Origin of the sequence: Catenovulum sediminis, from assembly GCF_007289895.1 — a bacterium.
GTDB classification, from domain to species: domain Bacteria; phylum Pseudomonadota; class Gammaproteobacteria; order Enterobacterales; family Alteromonadaceae; genus Catenovulum; species Catenovulum sediminis.
In genome coordinates this window covers 523,577-548,384 of sequence record NZ_CP041660.1, presented here as the reverse complement: position 1 = coordinate 548,384, position 24,808 = coordinate 523,577, and the positions used below count along the sequence as shown (strand labels likewise).

At 40.8% G+C, this 24,808-nt stretch carries 18 protein-coding genes; 11 read left to right on the top strand and 7 right to left on the bottom strand.

Annotated elements, in window-relative coordinates; all coding sequences use genetic code 11:
* The gene (locus FNT16_RS20955) at positions 1-2,058 is read left to right on the top strand and encodes a glycoside hydrolase family 32 protein (RefSeq protein ID WP_281281888.1); all 2,058 of its coding nucleotides are present in this window, start codon (positions 1-3) and stop codon (positions 2,056-2,058) included.
* A gap of 182 nt (positions 2,059-2,240) precedes the next feature.
* Here the strand turns inward: FNT16_RS20955 and FNT16_RS02145 are convergent, their stop codons facing one another.
* Positions 2,241-2,651, bottom strand: a complete 411-nt coding sequence (locus tag FNT16_RS02145; protein WP_246072305.1) for a type II toxin-antitoxin system YafO family toxin — start codon at positions 2,649-2,651, stop codon at positions 2,241-2,243.
* Complete coding sequence (locus tag FNT16_RS02140; protein ID WP_143870009.1) at positions 2,648-2,941, bottom strand: type II toxin-antitoxin system Phd/YefM family antitoxin; 294 nt, start codon at positions 2,939-2,941, stop codon at positions 2,648-2,650. The genes FNT16_RS02145 and FNT16_RS02140 overlap by 4 nt, the downstream gene beginning before the upstream one ends.
* A gap of 359 nt (positions 2,942-3,300) precedes the next feature.
* Between FNT16_RS02140 and FNT16_RS02135 the strand changes: the two genes are divergently transcribed.
* Positions 3,301-3,753, top strand: a complete 453-nt coding sequence (locus tag FNT16_RS02135; RefSeq protein ID WP_143870008.1) for a helix-turn-helix domain-containing protein — start codon at positions 3,301-3,303, stop codon at positions 3,751-3,753.
* A gap of 70 nt (positions 3,754-3,823) precedes the next feature.
* Entirely contained in the window at positions 3,824-4,324 is a 501-nt protein-coding gene (locus tag FNT16_RS02130; protein ID WP_221935049.1) for a VapC50 family PIN domain-containing toxin, read from the top strand.
* A gap of 107 nt (positions 4,325-4,431) precedes the next feature.
* Here the strand turns inward: FNT16_RS02130 and FNT16_RS02125 are convergent, their stop codons facing one another.
* Both FNT16_RS02125 and FNT16_RS02120 read right to left on the bottom strand, forming a co-directional pair.
* A complete protein-coding gene (locus FNT16_RS02125) occupies positions 4,432-7,713 on the bottom strand; it encodes a glycoside hydrolase family protein (protein ID WP_143870007.1) in 3,282 nt (1,093 codons plus the stop codon).
* 65 nt (positions 7,714-7,778) lie between these two features.
* Positions 7,779-11,069, bottom strand: coding sequence for a glycoside hydrolase family protein (locus FNT16_RS02120; RefSeq protein WP_143870006.1), 3,291 nt, complete (start codon positions 11,067-11,069; stop codon positions 7,779-7,781).
* Positions 11,070-11,355: 286 nt separating this feature from the next.
* Here FNT16_RS02120 and FNT16_RS02115 point away from each other — a divergent pair, with 286 nt between their 5' ends.
* A complete protein-coding gene (locus FNT16_RS02115; RefSeq protein WP_143870005.1) occupies positions 11,356-11,535 on the top strand; it encodes a DUF6435 family protein in 180 nt (59 codons plus the stop codon).
* Between the two features lie 90 nt (positions 11,536-11,625).
* Here FNT16_RS02115 and FNT16_RS02110 read toward each other — a convergent pair whose 3' ends face one another.
* On the bottom strand, positions 11,626-13,584 hold the full coding sequence (locus FNT16_RS02110) for a RecQ family ATP-dependent DNA helicase (protein ID WP_143870004.1): 1,959 nt from the start codon (positions 13,582-13,584) through the stop codon (positions 11,626-11,628).
* A gap of 319 nt (positions 13,585-13,903) precedes the next feature.
* Between FNT16_RS02110 and FNT16_RS02105 the strand changes: the two genes are divergently transcribed.
* The 5 genes from FNT16_RS02105 to FNT16_RS02085 all read left to right on the top strand — a co-directional run bounded on the left by FNT16_RS02105 (position 13,904) and on the right by FNT16_RS02085 (position 19,550).
* Positions 13,904-14,104 carry a hypothetical protein gene (locus tag FNT16_RS02105; protein WP_143870003.1) on the top strand — a complete coding sequence of 67 codons (201 nt, stop codon included), beginning with the start codon at positions 13,904-13,906 and terminating at the stop codon, positions 14,102-14,104.
* 140 nt (positions 14,105-14,244) lie between these two features.
* Positions 14,245-15,243, top strand: coding sequence for a radical SAM protein (locus FNT16_RS02100; protein WP_185976662.1), 999 nt, complete (start codon positions 14,245-14,247; stop codon positions 15,241-15,243).
* Positions 15,240-16,463: a S41 family peptidase gene (locus FNT16_RS02095; RefSeq protein WP_143870001.1), complete on the top strand. Its 1,224-nt coding sequence runs from the start codon at positions 15,240-15,242 to the stop codon at positions 16,461-16,463. The genes FNT16_RS02100 and FNT16_RS02095 overlap by 4 nt, the downstream gene beginning before the upstream one ends.
* A 154-nt stretch (positions 16,464-16,617) precedes the next feature.
* Positions 16,618-17,559, top strand: a complete 942-nt coding sequence (locus FNT16_RS02090; RefSeq protein WP_143870000.1) for an ABC transporter substrate-binding protein — start codon at positions 16,618-16,620, stop codon at positions 17,557-17,559.
* Positions 17,560-17,564: 5 nt separating this feature from the next.
* Positions 17,565-19,550, top strand: a complete 1,986-nt coding sequence (locus FNT16_RS02085) for a methyl-accepting chemotaxis protein (RefSeq protein WP_143869999.1) — start codon at positions 17,565-17,567, stop codon at positions 19,548-19,550.
* Positions 19,551-19,556: 6 nt separating this feature from the next.
* On the opposite strand, the gene FNT16_RS02080 is transcribed toward FNT16_RS02085, so the two are convergent.
* Complete coding sequence (locus FNT16_RS02080; RefSeq protein WP_143869998.1) at positions 19,557-20,525, bottom strand: substrate-binding domain-containing protein; 969 nt, start codon at positions 20,523-20,525, stop codon at positions 19,557-19,559.
* Positions 20,526-20,637: 112 nt separating this feature from the next.
* On the opposite strand from FNT16_RS02080, the gene FNT16_RS02075 reads away from it, so the two are divergent.
* Together FNT16_RS02075 and FNT16_RS02070 are read left to right on the top strand one after the other, a co-directional pair.
* Positions 20,638-21,804 (top strand): ABC transporter ATP-binding protein, encoded by a 1,167-nt coding sequence (locus FNT16_RS02075; RefSeq protein WP_143869997.1) that lies wholly within the window; start codon positions 20,638-20,640, stop codon positions 21,802-21,804.
* 100 nt (positions 21,805-21,904) lie between these two features.
* On the top strand, positions 21,905-23,308 hold the full coding sequence (locus FNT16_RS02070) for an MFS transporter (RefSeq protein WP_143869996.1): 1,404 nt from the start codon (positions 21,905-21,907) through the stop codon (positions 23,306-23,308).
* A gap of 78 nt (positions 23,309-23,386) precedes the next feature.
* On the opposite strand, the gene FNT16_RS02065 is transcribed toward FNT16_RS02070, so the two are convergent.
* Complete coding sequence (locus tag FNT16_RS02065; protein ID WP_143869995.1) at positions 23,387-24,424, bottom strand: response regulator; 1,038 nt, start codon at positions 24,422-24,424, stop codon at positions 23,387-23,389.
* Between the last annotated feature and the right edge of the window lie 384 nt (positions 24,425-24,808).

Here is a 24,808-nt window from a genome sequence, read left to right as displayed (position 1 = left end):
ATGAAGCTTAGAAAATTAAGTTGGTTAGTAGCGCTTTCAATGACAGCTGGGCTCGCAAGCTCACCTGCAATAGTTAACGCAAATCAAGCGGTAGACGCAACCTCATCAACACCTGAATATTTCCAACACCATAGACCGCAATTTCACTTTTCACCAAAACAAGCTTGGATGAATGACCCTAATGGCATGGTTTATCACAATGGTGAATATCACCTGTTCTTTCAGCATTACCCAGAAGGCACAAAGTGGGGGCCAATGCATTGGGGACATGCGATTTCTAAAGATTTAGTGAATTGGCAAGAACGACCAATAGCATTATTTCCAGACGATAAAGGTTGGATATTCTCTGGTAGTGCCGTATTAGATAAAAACAACACATCCGGTTTTGGCACGGCAGACAACCCACCGTTAGTTGCCATATTCACCTACCACGACAAAGTTGCCGAAGCAGCTAGAGCCGAAAACGTTCAGACACAAGCCTTAGCTTACAGCTTAGACAATGGTCGCAGTTGGCAAAAATATGCGGGCAACCCAGTATTAGAAGGCGGCAAAATTGCCGATTTTCGCGATCCAAAAGTATTTTGGCATGACGAGTCAAACCAATGGGTAATGGCCTTAGCCGTGCAAAACCGCATTGGTTTTTACGCCTCACCCAATTTAAAAGACTGGCATCACCTAAGTGATTTTGGCGCTGCATATGGCGCACATGGTGGATATTGGGAATGCCCAGACTTAATTAAAATGCAGGTGGAAGGCACGCAAGAAGAAAAATATGTACTCTTGGTCAGCTTAAACCCGGGTGGGCCAAATGGTGGCTCAGGTACACAATATTTTGTGGGTGATTTTGATGGCAAAACTTTTACGATGGACCCTGCTTTTAAAAGTGAAGTCACCAAAATACCAGCTGTTTTTCCGCAACAGCAAATATTTGAAGACTTTGAAAGCGGCATAGATAAATGGACGACAGAAGGCGATTCGTTTAACCAGTCACCGATAAAAGCTGGTGCGAACGAATTTATCGGCCGGTATGGCGCGCAGCTTGCTAATTCTTTTAATACGGGTGATGCATCAACCGGTAAGTTAATTAGTCAGGCATTCAAAATTGAAAAACCTTACATCAACTTTGTAATTGCGGGTGGAAAATATCCAAAAGACGCAGCAATGAATCTTATTGTCGATGATCAAATTGTTGCGTACGCAACGGGAAATAATTCCGGCAGTATGTCGATTGCCAGCTGGGATGTATCAAAATGGCAGGGTAAAAAAGCACGTTTAGAAATAGTAGACAGAGCGACGGGCCCATGGGGACATATTTCGGTTGACCAAATTGTATTTGCCGACACACCCGCCAAATCAGCAATAGAACCGGCAGTTTGGTTAGATTATGGTGCAGACAATTATGCCGGTGTTACTTGGTCAGGTATTGAAGATGGCCGTCATTTATTTATCGGTTGGATGAACAACTGGGCGTATGCTAACGAAGTACCCACTGATCAATGGCGCGGCGCAATGACAATACCACGAGAACTGAAACTGCATAAAATGGCTAAAGGTTATCGTGTCGCTTCTGTACCAACCACTGAACTTAACAAGTTGCGACAAAATACAGAAACGGGTAGCAATTTAGTGGTTAAACAGACAGTGCGCCTAGATAAACAAGTGCAATTTGCCACTGAATTGGCGGATATTTCGCTGAATGTTAATATGCTGCAAGCAAATGAATTTAAAATCGTGCTAGCCAACGATTTAAATGAGCAGGCGGTAATTAGTTTAAATAGTAAAACGGGTGTTTTGTCGGTTGATAGAACCCAAGCGGGCCAGCAAAGGTTTGACGAAGACTTTCCGATGGTACAAGTTGCACCTATTTCAACTAAACAGAATTATTCAGTTCGAATTGTTCAAGACGTTGCGTCAATAGAAGTATTTGTAGAAGACGGTAAATCGACCATTACCTCGTTGGTTTTTCCTAACAAACCTTTTAACCAAATTCACTTACAATCTGAGCAAAGCAGCCTAGTGACAAATTGGCAAATCAGTCAGTTAAAATCTATTTGGTAGTTCCATCCTAATAAAATACCTATTCGGCGCGGTTGTCATAATCGCGCTGAATGGAGTGTTTTGTCTTTCCTTATGTGCTTCAGGGTATAAACGCAGCGTAAATTAAATAACTTAATCAAATGAACTTCTGGTGTGAGCAAACGACGGACGGAGGATCTAACACATTTTTGGACAGAAGCGATTTAGAATTGCTGCCGAAATTTTTCAGCTATCAAACCCAAGTTATGCATGATAGTTCGATTACGAGCTTGCTCATGAGCGTCAGGGGCAAGGATGGCGATTAACAGAAAACAACTAAGGTCATTCCAACCTTGACAATACACTAGGTGCTTATCGCTCGTTTGGTAAAATTGGATAGAACTTAAGAACGGAGCATCACTAGCAGCTAAGTGAATGTGCTTAACTTCCTCTGACTTCAAGATCGGTAATGTATCGGGATGATTATAAGCTTCATCTCGACCAAAAAAATCTGGTTTTTGACCTGTTTCTTTATAGTGTCTAAAGTCTTTAGTCAAAGATTGAAGCTCACTTTCAGTAAGTGAATCAATTAAGATCTTATGCTTAAAAACTCTAATATTTAATGACTTACTCACTCTTGAAACTCATCCAAAATACTTTCATCAAGCTCTGTTAATGCTTGAGCATTCAGATGAGAAATGACTTCTAAGCGAGCACTCATTGGCCTAAATGATGAAACAGAGTCAGCATTTTTGCCCTCCAAAGCTTTCATTAGCCCTTCAAAAAAAGTGGCGCTCATCATATAACCAGCAGGCTCATTGTTCGATAAAACTACGACTGGCTCCCCTGATAAACAATCTTTAAAATGCTTTCTAGCTTCGCTTGATGACACTGCTTTTTCTGCATAGATTGTACTTGTTTTCATAACACACCTTTGTACTTTGTTGTGTACTCAATATTGTATATTAACATTGCGTATTTGTACAGAATCAAGTTGATTAAAGTGTGTGCTGTCACGAAATGGGGCATAAACGAGTTATAACTGAATGTCCGCTTTTGGCATACAAACGCCAAACCGAACACCACTAGGTAGCCCAAACGGCTACCTAGTTGATTTACCACCCCATCTACAAACCAATACGGGTCATTTCTTTTACTTCAAACATACCTTTTATTGCTTTAAGACCTACTTGGTAATCTTTGAGTTGATATGATTCGTTTATTTCATTTGTTTCGATTATTTCGTTTGTGTACTATAATTTACTAAACAAAAGGAGACATATAATGAGTAGTGCCACGTTATTACATTTACCAACATCTGATGAGATTGACGTTGCAAAGCGATCTAGCAGGACGTTAGCAAAATATGCATCTGTCGATCGTGTTCAAATGTCGATCCGCGGCAGCAACGGAGAAGGTGAACAGTTTGTTCTGCCTGGGCATGTTATGCAGATCCTGTTAGATGTGTTGTCAGAAATATCAAACGGTAACGCAATTAGCTTGATCCCTCATAATCAGGAAGTGAGTACCCAAGAAGCCGCTAATATCTTGAACGTAAGTCGCCCATTTCTGATTAAATTACTTGAAGGTGGAAACATTCCTTTTCACAAAATTGGTACTCACAGACGCGTTAAATTGCAGGATATTTTGACTTATAAGCAACAAATTGATGAGAAACGAAACCAAGCACTTGATGAGTTGTCAGAGCTTTCGCAGTCTGAAGGTATGGGATATTAAACTTAATGGCTAAGTTTACGGTTGGATTTGATGCGTGTGTGTTATATCCGGCCCCTTAAGGGACACCTTCATGCGTTTAGCTTTGACGGATTTATTCAAAGCTCACTGGACAGATAAGATCCATGATGAATGGATAAACGCATTACTCAGGCAGGGAAAGCATAGCAAAGAAGTACTTGAACGTACTAGGGTTCTAATGGATAGTCATGTACGTGATGCAAAAGTATCTAACTACGAAAGTTTAATTGACGGACTTAACTTACCTGATCCTGATGACCGTCACGTATTGGCGGCCGCAATTAAAGTAAATGCGGATGCTATCGTAACTTTTAACTTGAAAGATTTTCCAACCGAATATTTGCAGCAATTTGGGATAGATGTTGTCCATCCTGACGATTTTATTCATTATCAAATAGATATGGCAACGGCAGTTTGTTGCGACGCTATCAGACGCCAGCGGGCAGCGTTGAAAAATCCCGAAATTGATGTCGCGAATTTTTTAGCTATTCTACAAAAACAGCAGCTACCTCAAACTGTATCGGCCTTGCGTAAATACATTCAATTTTTGTAAGTTAATAACTCCAAATATATGAGAGTACGCGTGCGTCTGGCACATTTACACCAAACCGAACACCACTAGGTAGCCAAAAACGGCTACCTAGTTGATTTACCACCCATCTACAAACCAATTCGGTTCATATCTTTTACTTCAAACATACCTTTTATTGCTTCAAGGCCAATTTGGTAATCTTTGAGTTGATATAACCTAAAGCTTAGGGCTTTGTCTTGGTTGATATAGAGCGAGCCAACGCCCGATTGCGGGTCAGAATACAGTTGTAGTTGTATATCTTTTTTCGGGTCAAGTTGTACTTCAACTTCAGCAATTACGTTTTTATTTCCGTTAATCTGTTGCAATAACATAGCTTTATTTTGCGCACTATTAAGCAGTATTTTGTACTGAACAGAGTGTTTGTCGCTGTTAAGCGCCACGGCCAATTTTGCATTGGTGTTTTTGCTGACTACCGCCAATTCAAGCAAGTTTTTGTTGCTGGCTGCAGGTAACAAAAATTGTCCTTTCGGCAACACAAGTAGCGCTGAGTTTGCGAAACGACCCTTATTAAAACTGCGTACACCTTTGTTTGCTTGTAGGTTTTCTACTGGCATTTGTTGGCTCATTTGCTGTCTTAATTTTTTCGGAAATTTAACCGCTAATTCACCATTTGGTTTTTTATGCAGTTGGTGCATGATTAAATCGCCACCCCATTGCGCTGCGGCGCCATCATTGCGGCCATCTGTATGTGGTACCCAACCAAACAATAGGCGCTCGTTTTCAGGCCCAGCTGAACGGGCTGCATAAAAATAGCGGCCATCGAGTGCATCCCAATCTGGTTTAACCCATTGGTTATTTTGCTTAATTAAATATTTAACAACAGGTGATTCACTGCGTTGATCTGAATAGACCACAAATGGCGTATCAGCAAGCTCAAAGTACTCTGGTACTTCTAAATTTAATGGCGAGTTTTCGGTATATAGAGGTGCTTGCGCAGTCCAGCTGGCTAAGTCGGTTGAAGTATATAAACCAATAGCTGCTTGATTATTGTAACGAGAGGTAATCAGCATCCAATAACGTTGCTCGTCTTCATTCCAAAATACAAATGGGTCGCGGAAATCATAATCGCTATAGCCATTTGAACCTGTGAATGTATGTTCATCAATGGTTTGCCAATTTTTCAAGGTATTGTCAGTTGCAACGGCATGCATCACAGCTTCAACCGGATAGTGGTTTTTATTGTGGCCGGTATAAAATAAATGATATTGACCGTTTTGGTCTTTCATTACACTGCCTGAACCAGTCCATTGATCTTGCGCGGTATGGTCGCCCGATGCGGCTAAAACTTCCTCAGTAAACGTACCCGTGAGTAAATCATCTGTTTTAGATAAATACCAAGAATGATAAGCTGAGTTTTGCAAGTAGTAGATATAAAACTCTCCGTTTTCATAATACGGATTCGCATCCCCCATGTTCAGTTGCAATGGTACTTTATGGCCGTCAATTTGGCTGACAATAGATGAGGTGAGTGGGGTTACCGCAGCTTTATCGGCTTGACGAATTTCATCGACTAAAATAAAGGGTAAACTACCATCGCTTACTGTATTGTCATGTTGGTCGATAATTTCAATCACAGCTTGTTGACCGATTAAAGAAGTTGTATCCCAAGAAACCCATTCAAGTTCAGTTTCTAAGCCATTACCCGTAGATTGGCGCACAACTTTGCCGTTTACGCGCAAAACAACTGCGGTTGCATTGTCAGACTCAAAGGTATTGGTACCGCCTGCGGTTAATAGATTAATGTAAGGTTTTTCGATGGTAAATTTAGGGGATAATAGACGACCAGTCGCCTCCCAACCATACCAAGTGCCTGTCGTATCGGCGTTGTTTGCATAACCTTGGCCATAACTGGCAAAAATGCGATCACCCACATGGTTAGCGATACCGTCTGCCCATAAACCACCGTCAAAACGGATGAAATCACCTGTCGCCAGAAAGTTATGTTGATGATAGGCATCATACCCACCACAACAAAACTCAAAACCGGCGATATGTTGTTGCGGGTGGTTTAAGCGCGAGAAGGCTGCTTCACCTGCAAGCTCTGGCGCTTCGATAATCAATTCAGCGGCTAGGTTAACGGCACTGTCTGCATCGGGGGTTACCACTGGGCTATCTGCTGCACGGAAGTGATCAGCTAAAAGATACGGTATAGTATTATCTGATTTGTCATCAGGGTGGATATCGATAAATCTAAGTTGTGCGGTGTTACCGAAAAATTCGCTGACGTCCCAACTGGCCCAACTGAGTTTGTTTGCTTGGTTATTCCCACTGGCGTGCCGAACTATTGCGCCATCCACTAAAAGTACAACAGAGGTTGCGTTAGCCGCGTCAAACCGGTTGCTGCCACCGCCTACTAAAAAATTAATAAAATTATGATCAATGGTAAATTCAGGGCTATCTAATGTGCCGGTTGCTTCGCCACCAAGTTGCGCAATATTACCCTGCTCATCAATTGCACCGTCACCGTAACTTGAAAATATCCGCTGGCCAATTGATCCACTTATGTCAGCAGCCCAAAAACCACCATCTAATTTGTTAAAGTCAGCTGTTGCATTGGTGAATCCATGAGCTGCATATGTACCGGCACCTGCACAACAAAATTCGAAATCAGCTAGATTATCGGGCGTGAACAGTGCTACGCCGGCATTCGCTGGGTTAACCCAGTTAGCGATAGAAGGTTCTACGGCTGCCGCGTTATCAGCCCTAAATTCGTCTGCCAGTAAATACGGAAGTGAGGTATCAGAACCATCGGCAGGATGCATATCTAAAAATAAGATGTATGCATTTTGGCCAATGAATTCGCTAACGTCCCACGTTTGCCAATCTAACTGGTTTTCAATGTTTTGGCCGCTGGCGTGGCGCTCCCATTCTCCATTAACGACTAATACAACTGAGGTTGCATTGATGTGGTCAAAGCGGTTGCTGCCGCCGCCTACTTTAAAGTTAATGTAGTTTTGTTCTATTGTGAATTCTGGGCTTCTTATTGACCCCGTTGCATGCCAACCGATATGCTCTGGTGTGTTGTCCCATTCACCTTCGTAGCCATCACCATAACTGACGAATGCTCTGTCTCCGATTGAGCCTGCAATGCCAGCTGCCCATTGACCGCCATCGAGTTTGACAAAATCACCGCTTGCTTGGCTGAAGCCATGTTTTTGGTAAGAATCGAACCCACCACAGCAAAATTCAAAGCCAGAAATGTTTTGCCAAGGTTCGGCAGGTCTAAAAAACAGGTTAGTGCCTGATTGCTCCGGACTTTCCGTTATAGGTATCTCGGCTAATGCAGCTGTTGAGTATAAGCTGCTGCTAAAAAGAATACCCATTAATAAGTGTGTGTTGTTTTTTTTCATGCTTGTTTCCGTTTTGTGAATTAGGAGATTAGGTGAAGGGACACCTAATCTCCCTTTAGGAGGGGTTAATCGTTAAAGCGAGTAAAACCGCTAGCCGTGACATCACGGTTTTCGCTAAATAGACCAATTTGATATTGGGCTAAATCATATAGGCGAAAACTGAGCGCCCGATAGTGGTTTAAGTAGATAGCACCCACACCCGATTGTGGATTGAGCCATAAATCAACATGTACACCAGACTGCATGTTGAAAGGGATAGTGACGCTCGGGTTGGCCGTGTTTTGTTCATCGCCCGCAAAATAAAACTTGGCTGTACTGCTAGTTGGGTCAAGTTTTAGGTATGCAAGTTTGTCCGCTTGTCCACTGACAGGTAATCTAAATTGAATGCCTGAAACTGCATCAGCTGAGGTGCTGGCAAGGTTAAACTGGATACGGTTAGGTTGCTCACTTGCCGCTAGGGTTAGTGCGCTATTTGCAGTTAAGGTTGCGGTATTGTTTTGCAATTGCGCGTTACCTTGAGTCCAGCTTAAACTGAGTGGCATGCTGCTATCTAACTGGTTAATTAGTTTTTCTGGCATTTTTACAGCAAGTTCACCACTTGGGTGTTTATGCAACTGATGCACTAATAAATCGCCACCCCAGCTTGGCGCTGCACCATCGTTTCGGCCGTCTGTGTGTGGTACCCAACCAAACAATAAACGCTCACTTTCAGGCCCAGCTGAACGCGCGGCATAAAAATAGCGGCCGTCTAGTGCATCAAAGTTTGGTTTAACCCATTGGTTATTTTGCTTAATTAAATATTTAACTACTGGCGACTCATTGCGTTGGTCGGAATAAACCACAAATGGCGTATCAGCAAACTCAAAGTACTCTGGTACTTCTAAGTTTAATGGCGAAGTTTCAGCATACAGTGGTGGTTGAGCGGTCCAACTGGCTAAGTCGGTTGAAGTATATAAACCAATAGCTGCTTGATTATTGTAACGAGAGGTAATCAGCATCCAATAACGTTGCTCGTCTTCATTCCAAAATACAAATGGGTCGCGGAAATCATAGTCGCTATAGCCATTTGAACCTGTGAATGTGTGTTCATCAATGGTTTGCCAATTTTTCAAGGTATTGTCAGTTGCAACGGCATGCATCACAGCCTCAACCGGATAGTGGTCTTTATTGTGGCCGGTATAAAATAAGTGATATTGACCGTTTTGGTCTTTCATTACACTACCAGAGCCAATCCATCTATCTTGTGCAGTACTGTCGCCAGACGCTGGGATAATTTCTTCGGAGAAAGTGCCTGTTAATAAATCGTCTGTTTTAGACAAATACCAAGAATGGTAAGCTGAGTTTTGCAAGTAGTAGATATAAAATTCGCCATTTTCATAATACGGATTCGCATCCCCCATATTCAGTTGCAATGCTACTTTATGACCGTCTACCTGGCTGACAATAGATGAGGTGAGTGGGGCAACCGCGGCTTTATCGGCTTGACGAATTTCATCGACTAAAATAAAGGGTAAACTACCATCGCTTACTGTATTGTCATGTTGGTCGATAATTTCAATCACAGCTTGTTGACCGATTAAAGAAGTTGTATCCCAAGAAACCCATTCAAGTTCAGTTTCTAAGCCATTACCCGTAGATTGGCGCACAACTTTGCCGTTTACGCGCAAAACAACTGCGGTTGCATTGTCAGACTCAAAGGTATTGGTACCGCCTGCGGTTAATAGATTAATGTAAGGTTTTTCGATGGTAAATTTAGGGGATAATAGACGACCAGTCGCCTCCCAACCATACCAAGTGCCTGTCGTATCGGCGTTGTTTGCATAACCTTGGCCATAACTGGCAAAAATGCGATCATCCACATTGTTAGCGATGCCGGTTGCCCACTGGCCGCCGTTAAACCTAACAAAATCACCATAGGCTAAAAAGTTAAAAGCATGGTAAGTGTCATAGTTGAAACAGCAGTTCTCAAAACCTGCAATATGAGTCGTTGGAAATTTACTTGAGCTAAAGGCCGCTTGTCCTTCACTTGCTGGAGAGCTTGCGATTGGTGCGGCCGAATAATCTATTTCGCCTGATATATTTTGTGTGGCAGGAATATCTGCTGCGCGAAATTGATCGGCAAGTAAGTATGGAATGCTTGCATCTGAGTTATCAGCAGGGTGGTAGTCTAATAAACGAACGCGTGCTGTTTGACCGATAAATTCGTCAACATCCCAGCTATGCCACACTAAGTCTGTTGAGTTGTCGCCACTGGCCTGGCGGACGACTTGATTATTTATAATCAACAGAGCAGAGGTTGGATTGGCCGCATCAAATAGGTTGCTGCCGCCCCCTAATAAAAAGTTAATGTAGGGTTTGTTAATTACAAATTCTGGTGAATCTAGGCTACCAGTGGCTTGCTCGCCTATAGGCTCAATACTGGTATCGTAGATATCTTGATACCCATCACCTGCACTGGAAAATACCCTGTCACCAATTGCGCCGTTGTAGTTAGCCGCCCATTGACCACCATCTAAGCTAGTTAGATCGCTTACAACGTTGTCAAAATTGTGTTGGGAAAAACTATCATAACCTGCACAGCAAAACTCAAATCCGGCAATATCTTGTGTTGTATTATTGGCATTAACAAACAAAGCTTCGCCCACGAGTTCAGGTTGCACGTAATCTTGTGTTGTAGGTAATACTGCCGCTAGATTGGCTGCCCGAAATTCATCCGCGAGTAAATAGGGAAGCGCGTTGTCGACGCCATTATCAGAATGATTGTCAATTAAACGTATTGACGCTGTTTGGCCTTGTAGGTCGCTAACATCCCAAGTGTGCCATGCAATTGCATTGTCACGGTTTTGCCCGGTTGCATGGCGCACAACTTGTCCGTTTACCAGCAATACAGCGGCTGTCGCGTTAGCGGTTGTGTAATTGTTATTGCCACCGCCAATTTTAAAATTGATGTAATCATTAATGATAGTGAATGTTGGGCTATCGATACTACCGATTGCATCATAACCAAAGTAGCTGCTATTTCCGCCTTCTGAAAAATATCCCGAACCAAAGCTTGCGAATAGACGATCGCCTATAACACCTGCAAAACTGTCTTTCCAATGGCCGCCATCTAAATATATAAATGCGTCAGATGCGTTTGTAAATGTATGTTCTTGGTAGGTATTGTATTGGCCGCAACAAAACTCAAATCCGGCAATATTTTGTGTTGGCATATTGATATTATGAAACAGAGAAAAGCCCTCTGTCTCTGGTTGTTGTGTAAGTGGTGGTGCTGCTAGTGCTGAGTTTATCCCAGCTAAAGCGAGCGATAGAAGTCCTGTTCTAGTCATAATTTTTGTGTGTATTACTAAATTCATATCAGACTCTCTTATTTTAAGATTTGCCAACGACTGCAGGCAGATAAATGTTGTATTTCGTCTAACTTCATTTCCTCCTTTGATAACTAATGATAGTTTAATTTACAACGTTGTCAAAAATAATACACAAATAACAAAACTTTAACAACTGATCATTTAACCAGTTTGATGATTAGCAACATCACCAATATTTTTTATACAAATAGAAATGAAATAAGTGGTATACCAAACTAATTGCTCTGAAGTTGCGTATAAGATTTTATTATTCGTTACGCAAAGAGCTATTATGTTTTCGTTTTTAAAAAAGAATCCGGTCAAAAAACTAACCAAAGAATATGAAGCTAAACTTGAAGAAGCTATGTATGCACAGCGCAAAGGAGACATTCGCTCTTACGCTATGATTACCGCAGAAGCCGAAGAAATTGCCAGCAAAATCAAAGAAATTGAGCGAGGCCGTCAAGAATAAGGCGGCGAGCATCGCTTAAACCATTCTTGTTTAAATCACTCTTGTTTAATTCATAGTGAGCCGAACTATTTGCACCTAAATCAATTCAACCTATTCAATTTTTGCTTTGACCTCGGCGTATCTAAGCTGTTCACACAAACCAAAGCCATCAACATTAGCTTTGCTTCTAGTTCGCGCGAAAAGTGGGGTGCTAATACCAGTTAAAAAACGGCAATAGCTGATGGTTGAAGCGGTTTCGCCTTTACTGGCAAGGTAATCTTTAAGCTGGACTAAAACCTGTTTTATCTGGTTGTCGTCTGGCCAATTCGGTTGCGTTGAATAATCCAGTTTGGCGATTTTTCCCAGACAAACCGAGCAATGACCACATTGTAAAGGTGCTTGTTTATCGCCAAAATAAGCTGACAAGTTATGGCTTAAACATTTATCTAGTTCAAAAAATCTGATTAGAGTGGCAATTCTTTGTATTTCTTTATTTTCTTTCTCAGCAAAATATTGGTGGAGTTGTTGCGCAAGTGAGGCGTGCGCTAAAGCGTTTAAATCAGCTTGGTAAACGTCGGTCATTAATCGACTTTGTAATTCGATCAGGCCTTTTTCACTTAGATACTCTAGTGCGGCAATTACGCGGTTTCGCTCGTTGGGTATCACGCTTGATAAAGTGTCAAAGTTCACTGTCCCCCAGATTTTTTTGAAGTCAGTATGTTCAAAAATCAAGGATAAAAACGCTTGTCTTTGCGCGTCAAATTGCGTTAACACTTGATTTTTATCAACTAAAAATTTGATTTTGAATTCAGCGAAATAACTATATAAAGGTTTTAAAATGCCTTGCAGTTCAAGTTGAACCAATAAAGTTTTGAGCGGTAATTGCCTAATATTCGTTTGATTTGAAAGCTCATGAATTTGAAACTCCCATCGACTTTCGCCTTGCGCAGTAGTATATGCACTGCTTTTTATTCCGTTAAATAAGGCTTGAATACCGGATAACTCTGGGGTGTCACCATAAACAAAATTTTCTAATGTGGTTAGGCTATCTAAATTCGCTAAGGTAATGCAATCAGAGAGATCGCCATCGCGCCCAGCACGGCCTATTTCTTGGCTGTAATTTTCAATCGACTTTGGCAGATCATAATGAATAACAAACCGAATATTAGATTTATCAACGCCCATGCCAAAAGCAATAGTTGCAACCACGACATCAATCTTGTTATTCATAAAGTCCATCTGGATCTGCTGACGACGATTGTTGTCCATGCCGGCATGATAAGCTTGTGCATTTAGGTTGTGCTGCTGTAAATATTGAGCGATTTGTTCTGCACTGTGCTGCAAAGTCACATAAATAATGCCAGGCTGATTTTGCTGCGTTTTATCGCTAACAATATCAACTAGTTGTTGTTTTTTAGCTTGTTCAGGTACGGCTTTAATCTGCAGGTTTAAATTGGGCCGATAAAATCCGGTTTGCACGATATCTTGCGTTGCAATTGCAAATTTATTGGCCATATCTAGCTTAACTTTGTTAGTGGCGGTTGCGGTTAACAATAATGTCAGTGGAATATTTAGCTCATTTTTATAACGCGGCAGTTTTAAATAATCAGGCCTGAAATTATGTCCCCATTCTGAAATACAGTGTGCTTCATCGACGACGAGCATCGAGATAGGTACTGACTCAATAAAACGCCGAAAACGCTCATTTTTAAAGCGCTCAACAGAAACCATTAAAATTTTAAGTTTGTTTGCTTTAGCGTCGGCGATCACTTGCTGATATTGAGCAGGGGTGAGCGTTGAATCTAAACAAGCTGCTGCAATTCCTTTTTCAGTTAAAAAATCCAGCTGGTCTTTCATTAAAGCCAATAACGGCGAGACGACCAGAGTGATATGTTGCAGATGCAAAGCTGTTAACTGATAGCACAGCGATTTACCCGATCCGGTTGGGAATACGGCCAGTGATGAACGACCCGCCAGCAACTGGTTAATCGTTTGTGCTTGGCCCTGTCTTAGTTGTGAAAAGCCAAATACTTGCACTAGGCTGTCTTGAATAACTTGTGATATTTGCATCTTGCCTTTTGCATCCCTGATTGGCGGATGAGCGCTGTAGGTTTAAGTTGATGTTAGTTTATAACTATTTTCTCTGTCTTATTCAATGATTATGCCTTTATTGTCACCCATATAAACAAAGTAGGCTTAACTGTATTTGTTATTAAACAGTGCAAACTGTCCCTAGGTACAGTAGCTATTTGATCTCAAATAGCTAACAATCGCAAAGCCACATTGGGTGGTGAATTATAATCTTACGAATTGTTAATTTTTTACCGTTAATTTGTGTACGTAGCTGCCTAGGTAATTATAACAATTCACAACTAATGAGGGTATTTGTATGGCTAAACTTGGTCAGATATTGAACTTAGACGATATTGAGATTGGGAAAACGGGAATTCGTGAAATAGGTATTAATGACCCTATTCGTCAACTAACGGATGACGAGATTGAGGTAATTAGCGGTGGAGTCAATAATGAATGTACTACAGGGCCAACTAATTACTACTGTCCCATTAGACCAGATACAAACTATTCATAATCTTGCTAGGCAAGAGGCGACCTGCGGTTAGCCTCTTGTTCAAAAAGATATATTTTGACCATAAATTAAAACTTATTGCAAAGCAACAGGTCGCTGTTGAGTCAGGTGGTCATTGAATTAATACTATAATTGAGGTGATTGTGGAACATAAAACTAGAAAATTATTAGCTAGTCTTTCTGAGCAGTATTTTGAGCTTATTATATATCCAACCGAAAAGTGTAACTTTAGATGTATATATTGCTATGAAAGTTTTGATTTGGGGAAAATGCCTTTTGAACTCCAAAGCAGTATAAAAACACTTTTAAGCAATAACATCCCCCGTTTAACGACGTTATCTTTGTCTTTTTTTGGCGGTGAACCTACGCTTGCGATTGATGTGATAAGCAATATTAGTGGCCATGCAAGCAAGATGTGTAAATTGCATAATGTGAAATTAGTGGGAAGTATGACAACTAATGGCTATAAATTGACTCCCGAGTTGATGAACGAGTTGGTTGATCTAGGAATAACTGAATATCAAATATCTTTGGATGGTACCCGAGAAGCTCATGATTCTACAAGAGTAACAGCTTCTGGAAATGGTACTTTCTCAAAAATCTGGAGTAATCTTATTGATTTGCAGGCATCTTATTTGCAGTTTAACATCGTCTTACGGGTACATGTAACTTCTAACAATTTCAACTCAGTCAAGCAGCTTCTTTTAGAAATCAAAGAGCAATTTGGCAATGATACTAGATTTAATGTTTTCATAAAACCAATTGAAAATTTAGGAGGGAGTAATAAACATATTCCAGTGCTTAATAAAAACTCTCGAAAGTCAAAAATGGGGGAGTTAAACGATATATTGGCATCTACTCAGAAAGCCTCAAAAGACAGACTGAAACTTTGTTATGCCTCTAGGGTAAATTCTTTTGCGGTCAGAGCTGATGGGCGAATTCAAAAATGTACAGTAAAACTTGAAGACCCAAATAACACAGTTGGCCAATTAAATACGGACGGAACAATGGAACTAGATACAAATAAACTCAAAAAATGGATGCGAGGATACAGTGATGGTGACCTAACCGTTTTATCTTGTCCTGCAAATAATTTTCCAAAAAACCAAGGTGTTAATAGTATAGAAATTGTTGAGTTATGAATTATTCCAACCGAAATTACGCGTTTATTTTATGTCAACTTCACGCATGTTTAGAAAAACACTTTCAGTTTTTAGGTGACGCCCATCATCAAGTCTATTTAGACAAAATGAGTCGCCTGAGTTTTATGGTAACGCATAAGAATCTCAGTAGAGTGCAGTTCACGTTGGCTGTTAGAAAAGTGCTATCAGCTTTACAGCGCAGCCACATAGAGTTTATCGATGTCTATGAACAACGGATGCAAAGTTTAGGGGTGATATGCGATTTTCTGGGCGCGTGGCGTGTTACTGAATCGTTTCGCCAAGATGTGCAGTTAGGGGATGTGTTAAGTTCTATTGATGGGATACCTGCAGAGCGTTGGTTGGCAATGCAAGCAAGGTATGTTTCTTCGAGCAATCCTTTAAATTTATTAAATATCCTGTTTTTTTCTGGAGGCATGTTCAAAGCGATCCAATCTATTGAGTTTATCGGACCTAAAGGCAAAAAATATCATGTTAAGCCGATTAATTTAAATTGTACGGCAAAAGCAATCTCTTCACAGAATACAAACCCGCTTTATGATTATTATAAGATTAGTCGTTTTTTGGGAGGTAAATGTGAAGACGAGTTAGTACAGGCTATAAAATCAAGTGATAAAAACTTAATTATTGATATTCGTAACAATGTAGGCGGTGTGACCCCTTTTAAATTAATCCAATGCCTGCTCGAATCCGATAGGTTTCCAACTTTGTCTTACTCAACGAATACCGGAATCAGTGCATTGGAAGCTTATACGACTTGTCAATCTTCTTTTATAAAAAGGAATATACCGGTACCTGCAGAACTTATCGGAGCGGCTTCTGCTTCTTTGGGAGAACAGCCATTGATGTTGGTAAAGGGACAAGATGTAGTTAAGTTTAACTATCAGCAGTTTAGTCGAAAAATTTTATGTGTGGTTAATCAAAATACTTACTCTGCCGCTGAAGATTTTGCCTATGCTCTTCAGTATTCAGGGCGTGCACGCCTGATAGGAACCACGACGCATGGTAGTACTGGGCAACCTTTAATTAAAGAGCTTGGAGATGGCTTTGTTGTTAGAGTTCCAGTACAAATGCCAATGTTTCCGGATATGAGCGTATTTGAAGGGCAGGGATTGAAACCGGATATTGCTGTTCAAACTAAACCTGATGATCTTGCCTTAGGTATCGATACTGTTTTGGACGAGGCTGTTAGGGCGCTTTAAAAATGCAAAGACATAATGTCAATTATTCGCGTTTTAGATGTGCCTATTTAACCTTTTTCATTCTGATTTTTTATAGTTACTAGTGACAACGTTGTTTTGTTAATCTATACTAATTTATACATTTTGTTTACAAATTCTCATGCATGGGTAGATTATGCGGTATAAAAAGTTAGGTATACATTTAGTACTGATTGTGGGCATGTTTATTTTTGCATTCAGTCAAAAAGCGCTGGCAGAGTTGACAGTTGGTGTTGCAATTAACGATTTAAATAACCCGTTTTTCCTGCAAATTGTCAAAGGTGCAAAACGAAAAGCCGATCAACTGACCAATGGCAAAGCCGATATCATGGTCGTATCCAGTGATTATTCGTTAAGTAGACAACGTTGGCAATTAAACCAACTGGTTGAGCGAAAGGCAGATATTGTTGTCATTACGGCGGCCGATCAACAAGCGTTAGCGAAAGATATACGCAAGGCTATTGCCAAAGGCACGCAAGTTATTGCGGTAGATGTTTCAGCCGAAGGTGCCGTTGCAACCGTAGCGACAGATAATGTTAAAGCCGGTTTTTTGGCATGCGAATATTTAGTCAAACAATTATCGGGAGACGGTCAGGTTGCGATTATCAACGGCCCCAATGTGTCAGCTGTTGTCGATAGAGTGACGGGGTGTCAACAAGCCTTGGCTGCGGCACCGGGCATTCAATTAGCAGAAATTGAAGCGCAAGGGCAGGGCAGTCAAGTCGGTGGAGAGCAAGCGATGAAGTCTATTTTATCCCGTTACCCCGAAATCAGTGGTGTATTTGCAATTAATGACCCTAGTGCAATTGGTGCTGAACTTGAAGCACAAAATCAGGGTAAGCGAAACATTGTTATCACTTCAGTGGATGGTGCGCCAATAATGCAAGATGCGTTAAAAAACAACAATGCGCTGGTAAGTGCCACGGCCGCACAGTATCCAGATTTGATGGCTGAAAAAGCGGTAGAGCTTGGCTATCAGCTTAAAAATGGAACGAAACTTTCTCAAAAAGTGTTTTTGATTGATCCGAGTTTGGTCAATAAAACAAATGTTAAGCAATACAAAGGTTGGACGGAGTAAATACCATGACACTACAGTTTAAGATTTCAGCCGTTTTTAGCTTTTTAGCCCTCGTGATTATTGTTGTGATAGCGGCCGGTGTGCAAAACAGCCAAAGTATCAGTTATCGCTTTAATCAGTTTTCAGAGCATGCAACCGAGTTGCTACTTAATTTGTCGGATATGCGAGAGACGTTCCAAAAAGTGGATAACAAAGTGCTCCAGCACTATCTGGCAGGTTCAAAGCATGAACAGACAGGACTAGAAGAACAACTAAAAAAAGAGGATGATCAGCTTGAACAACTGACTGGTAAACTCATAAAAAATGCTGGCCTGTTATTTGCGAATAATGACATGCAGTTGAGTGATGTAAAGCCGGATTTAAGCGCGCAAAAAACACTTATTTTGGCAAATCAAAAAGCGCTGAGCTTAGATTTGCAACTGCAGGACAAACAAACCGATTTTTTAACTCAATGGCAGCAGGTTAATGAGCTGATAGAGCTTAAATTAAAAGATTTGAATAACGAAAGTTTTATTTGGTTGTCTTCATTAATGGCGATTAAAGATGGATTAGACCGCATTCGAACGTTGACAGAAATGGTCGCGGTTACTCAAGATCCTGACGTTTATCCAACGTTGATACCCACTGCCTCTGATACCATGGCAACATTAAAAACCAATTTAGAAATATTAGCCTATCAAACCATGTTTCCGATTGACGACCTCTCTGCCTTGATTGAGAAAATGGAAACGTCACTGTTAAACCAAAGTGGCATGTTACCAACTGCTGTGAGTTACTTAGTCGCACGTGACAGTCAGGTTTTACGCTTAGACGAATATCGCGATAGCTGGACGCAAGATTTAGCAAAAATCGATAAGTTTGCGGGTTGGATAAACCAACAAACCATGCAAAACGCAAGACAAAGTAAACAAGATAATGAAGCGGCAACTCAGTGGCTAATAGTGGCGGGTGTCATTTCAGTGATTATCACCGCAGTGATTAGTTTAGTGATGATTACAGGGATACGCAGGCCAATTAAACGCTTGACACAATTTAGCCAAAAAGTCAGTAACGGAGATTTAACTGAAAACATTTCAAACGCTGGCACCGATGAATTTGGTACGATAGGCAAGATGTTAAATAGCATTACTGAGCATTTAAACGCGTTAGTTGTTGAAGTGATTCAAACCAGCCAAAGTGTCAATCATGCCAGCGATAATTTGCTGAGTAATAATCAACGTAGTTTAGATAGAGTCTTTAAAATCAGCAGTGATATTGAAACGTTATCGGCAGCCTTACAAGAGCTTGGGACATCTGCCGTACATATTGAAGAGCGCACAATTAACACCCAAAAAGAAGTGGATAATATCGATCGTTTAATTGTACAGAGTCGAGATTTGTCTAAGCAGAATGCGGAAAAATTAGCCGATCTGGGCACGCAAATGAAAGACGCGTCAAACATAGTGCGATCTTTGCGGCAAAGCAGTGAAGATATTAGTAGTGTGGTGGCAATTATTCGTGCGGTTGCTGAGCAAACTAATTTATTGGCCTTAAATGCAGCAATTGAGGCGGCGAGAGCGGGTGAGGATGGACGCGGTTTTGCGGTGGTTGCAGATGAAGTGAGAGAGTTGGCTGCGCGTACGCAAAAATCAACTGAAGAAATTGAAACTATCGTCAGCCGATTGCAGGAAGAGAGTCAAAAAGCCGAAAGTATGGTAGACGTTGGTGCGGAAGTGACTTTGGCCCGAATTGATGATGCGAACGATTTATCCAAAGATATGCGTTTAATTGGTGATGCTGCTTCAATTATTAAAGAAATGAGTGCTTCTATCTCAACATCGGCGACCGAACAAGGCACCGTCATTCAGGAAATTGCACAAAATATTGTTGAATTAGCAGCGCAAATTAACGAAAACAAAACCGAGTTTAATGACAATGTAAAACAAACAGAAGACTTGGTTGACAGAGCTCATACTTTGCAAGGATTAACTGCTAAGTTTGCGACTCGATAGGTGTGTTTAGTTTTGTTGTGCCAGATAGCGATAGATGTTCTGGCAATTTACAACCGGTAGTTTTTGTAAAAATGCATAGTCTATAAAGTTTGCGTTTAAATATAGGCTGTTGAGCGGTTTGCCAGACTCTATGTGAGCAATTAATTTGCTCGCACTGGCATAGCCGATTTGAAAGGCATTTTGGCTAACAAAACCTAACATTTTGCTGTTTAGTGTGGCTTCGATTAATAAAGGATGACAGTCAAAGCCTATTTTTATTGTTGTGGGTAAATCTAAGTCTTGGTTAATGGCTAAACTACTCAGTTCATTGGTGGAATATATGATATCGGCTTGATTTAAAATCGGTTTTTTAAGATAAATTTGTTGTCTGGCCGAACCCACTGAACCACCCAGATTGATTGTTTCTAATTTTTCAAATGTTTGTTTTTTCATTAAATAATCAGAAAAACCCTTTGCACGTTCATTTAAATGGGCGATTTGGGTATTGGTTAGAATATAGCCGAGCTTAAATTTTTTGGTATTTGACGCGAGCAGTTGTTTAGCGGCTAATTGGCCAGCCTGATAATCATCGGTTTTAACGACGTGCATTGTGCTGAATTTAGGTTTTCTATCGATAAGAATAATAGGCTTAAAGTAGTTTTGCTGGAGCTGATCAACCACTAATTGGTTGTAGGGTGCTAAAATTAAACCATCACAATTATAGTTTTTAGAGTATTCGATAATTGAAAGTTGTGCTTCAGCGTTAATAGATTCAAAAGTCCCTCTTGAGATAATACGGTAGTTGTACTGTTTTGCTGCAACCTGTGCACCATGAGTAATGGCTTGCCAAAAGGTGTGACCACCACCGGCTGTTACCATGTATAAGCATTTGCTGTATGCATGAAACGAAGTAATACAGCAAAACAACATCATCCAAAGCGTGATATTTTTATACAAAGCATCTATCCTTGTGCGTAAAAAAATTGAGTGTTTCATGTAAACGTCTAAATAATTTGATATACAAATTCTAGTTGATATTGCATTATTCGCAATAAAACAACGTTGAATTAGTCTGTATTGTTGATTTAGGCTGTATTAAGGAACAAATTTGACAAAAGTAACTTTAAATAAAGTCTCCAAAACTTACGCATCCGGTGAGAGCAGCACGATAAAAAATGTCGACTTGCAAATATACGATGGAGAGCTCATGGTTTTCATCGGGCCGTCAGGCTGCGGTAAAACAACATTGTTGCGTTTAATTGCGGGTCTTGAGCCTGTGAGCGAGGGCGAATTATGGTTTGATGATAAGCTGATGAACAACGTGGTGCCGGGTGAGCGCAAAATAGGAATGGTTTTTCAACACTATGCCTTATACCCAAACATGTCCGTTTATGAAAACTTATCATTTGGCTTACAACAAAAGAAGGTTGATAAAAAATCAATTGAACAACGCATTAGAATCGTCGCGGAAAAACTGGAAATTAGCCATATTTTAGCTGAAAAACCGCAAAACTTATCGGGTGGTCAGCAGCAGCGCGTTGCTATTGGGCGCTGTATTGTGCAGCGCCCACAATTGTTTTTGTTGGATGAACCGTTAAGTAATTTAGATGCTTCTTTGCGCGCTAAAACACGACTTGAGATTAAAAAACTGCACAAAACGCTAAAAGCAACCATGATATATGTTACTCACGATCAGCATGAGGCGATGACACTGGCTGATAGAATTGCTGTTTTTGCACCCATAGGTGATATCAACGGCAATGATTGCAGACAAAGCAATTTGCAACAAGTCGGCACGCCGTTAGAACTTTACAATAAACCTTGTAACCGTTTTGTTGCGCAATTTCTCGGACAACCAAAAATTAATTTTTTACGCGCTAAAGTTGTCGAGCAATCGCAAAGCGTCAGTTTATTTGAGCTGCAGCAAAACAAACACCTAATCAGCTTACCCGGATGTCAGGTAAATCTTCATCAGGAGGTTGAGCTCGCATTTCGCCCTGAGCATATATTGATTGGTGCAGAGATTGGTGCAGAAATCAATAAAACGGAGGAAGCGCGTTATTTTAAGCTGGAAGCTCAACTGCAATCATGCGAACAACTGGGTGGTGAAAGTATCTTGCACTTTTTATATGGCGATTCTGAGCTGGTTGTTAAAGTACAAAAGCAATTTGAGGTTTCTGAGTTGCAAACAACAAACTGGCCGATTCATATAGCGAAGTCGCATTGTCATGTTTTTGATTTAGCAACAGGGTTATCGCTAAAAGTTGACATATAAAGGGTAAAGTTAGCAGGAGTTTAATTTATAATTTCCAACTTGTTAATTGAGACAACGTTGTTATAATGACGGCAGTTGTTAATTAATTGAGAGTATGAGTATGCCAAAATTACTACTGTGGTCGATAACTGTCGCTGTCGCCGGTTTTTTGTTTGGGTTTGATACCGCTGTAATATCCGGCGCAGAGCAAAAAGTTCAAGCCTTGTGGAACCTGTCGCCTTTTGATCACGGGTTATTAATCGTTTCATCTGCGCTTTGGGGAACCGTCTTAGGGGCCTTAGGTGGCAGTTATCCTTGTGATAAGTTTGGCCGTAAGCCAACCCTAATTTTTATTGGTATTTTGTATGCATTGTCCGCATTTGGTTCAGCCATGGCGCAAGACCCATATACCTTTGCTGTTTTACGTTTTATTGGTGGTATCGGTGTCGGTATTTCATCAGTTGCGGTACCTGCTTATATCTCAGAAGTTGCACCCGCTAAGCGTCGTGGCCAGTTAGTTGCACTTTATCAATTCCAAATTGTTTTTGGGATTTTGGTTGCACTGATTTCTAACTATTTTATTTCAGGTCTTGCAGATTGGGATTGGCGCTTGATGTTAGGGATAGAAACGGTACCTGCATTGATTTATTTATTGTTTGTGCTGCGAGTACCAGAAAGCCCTCGTTGGTTGGCTTTGCATCGTAATGATATCGCTCAATGTCGCCGTATTTTGACAGAAATTGGTGAAGAAAATGTAGAGCATATCATTGACGAAATAAAACTGAGTAAAAGTTCTAGCCAAGATGTTAACAAAGCTAAATCAGCTTTAAATGAACTGGAAAGCCATAACGTCGATCAGGAAGTCACAGACATTATTAAAGAAAAACAATCAGAACCTTCCAGCTTGTTTAGCGGTACATACCGATTGCCTATTTTACTGGCCTTTTTAATTGCGTTTTTTAATCAGTTATCGGGCATTAACTTTATTCTCTATTACGCGCCTCGCGTGTTTTCGATGGCAGGTTTAGATGCCAGTGCGTCATTATTATCCTCTGCCGGCGTAGGTGTCGTGAACTTGGTCTTTACTATGTTGGGTTTATGGTTAATTGATAGAGCCGGAAGAAAAAATTTAATGTATATCGGCTCTGTCGGCTACATTATTTCGCTGGCAGTGGTCGCTTGGGCATTTTCCAGCGGAACCGGTGGCGCTTTAGTGGTATTTTTTGTTTTTATGTTTATTGCTTCACATGCGATTGGTCAGGGCGCAGTTATCTGGGTATTTATATCAGAGGTGTTTCCAAATGCTGTTCGTGCAAAAGGGCAGGCACTTGGCTCAGGTACACATTGGGTTTTTGCCGCTTTAATCAGCTTACTGATGCCAACCGCATTGGCTGCATTTGATGCCAGTACCGTCTTCTACTTCTTTACCGCTATGATGGTACTACAGTTAATCTGGGTGAAATTTATGATGCCAGAAACTAAAGGCAAAACGTTAGAAGATTTAGCGACAGAACTTAGGCGTTAAGTCTTCTTGATTAACTTGCCAGCTCGGTAAAACACTGAGCTGGTAATATTGTACTCACTCGCTGAACAATAAAAAGTTTTAGGATTTGGGTTCGGCGTGTTTTTTTTGTATCTGGCGAATTTCCGGTAAGCATTCAATAAACTTAGGAACTAAGTTTGGATCAAAGTGCTTACCTGCTTCATTTTGCAAAAGCTCGATGGCTGATTCTTCACTCCAGGCGCGCTTATATGGCCTTTCACTGGTCAGCGCATCAAAAACATCGGCAATTGCAATAATTCTCGCGGATACCGGAATTTCTTCACCCGCTTTGCCACTTGGGTAACCGGAGCCATCCCATTTTTCATGATGATTTAACGCAATTTCACGCGCGAGTTTAAGCAGAGGCGTTTTACTGTCACCAATGATATCCGCGCCAAAAACTGCGTGTTTTTTCATTATTTCCCACTCGTCCGCATCTAATTTACCCGGTTTTTGCAGAATCTTATCTGGAATGCCTATTTTGCCTATATCGTGCATCGGTGCCGCTTGAAATAATAGCTCGCAAAAATGTGGGTCCATATTATTTTTTTCAGCCAGTAAACGTGCAAACCAACTCATTCTAATCACATGCTCGCCGGTTTCGTTGTCTTTAAATTCAGCAGCGCGGCCAAGCTTTTGAATAATTTTAAACTGGGTGTTTTTAACTTCCGTGGTTTTGGCATCGACCAAGCTTTGTAAGTGGCGGGTCTGATAGTGCAGGTGTAAGTGGGTATTTACCCTTGCCGATACAACGGCAGGACGGAAGGGTTTTGTCATATAATCTACAGCACCTAACGCGAAACCGACCTGTTCATCTTCTTCTTCATTTCTAGACGTTGCAAAGATAATAGGAATATTCATGGTGTGTGGGTTTGCTTTTAATCTTCGGCAAACTTCATGTCCATCCATATCCGGCATTAAGACATCCAGTAAGATTAAATCTGGTTTATTGACACCTTTGGCGATACGAAGCGCAATTTCCCCTTTGGCGGCGGCAATAACTCGATGACCATCACTGCGTAAGATATTAGATAAAACTTCGATATTCGAAGGGGCATCATCGACGATTAATATCGTTGCTTGTTGTGGTTCAAGCATTTAAATTTAAGATCCTCTGCAAGCTGTAGTGAGCTGTGTATATATTTATAACTGAAAGTACCATAGGTACATGTTTGCGGCAATTATTTTTGATATAGCGACTGAACTTAAACGTTTTTCCGTAAAAAGGTGATAGGTTTCCACCAGTCTCTTATTCGCAATGCTTATAATTTTTATCGGCTAAATAAATTAGTTGATTCGTCGATGCTGTGTTGCAATGAGCGCCCAAACGTCTAAACTTTTAAGGACACTGCTCTTCTTTTTAGTTTACCGTCCGTTATATTCCTGTAGTCGTTCAGTGTTGGACAAGGAGGTAATTTTAGTGGCTGTCTTTTTTAGAAAAAACTGCGTGTTTTTCTCCATGGTTTACATAATATGTATCTG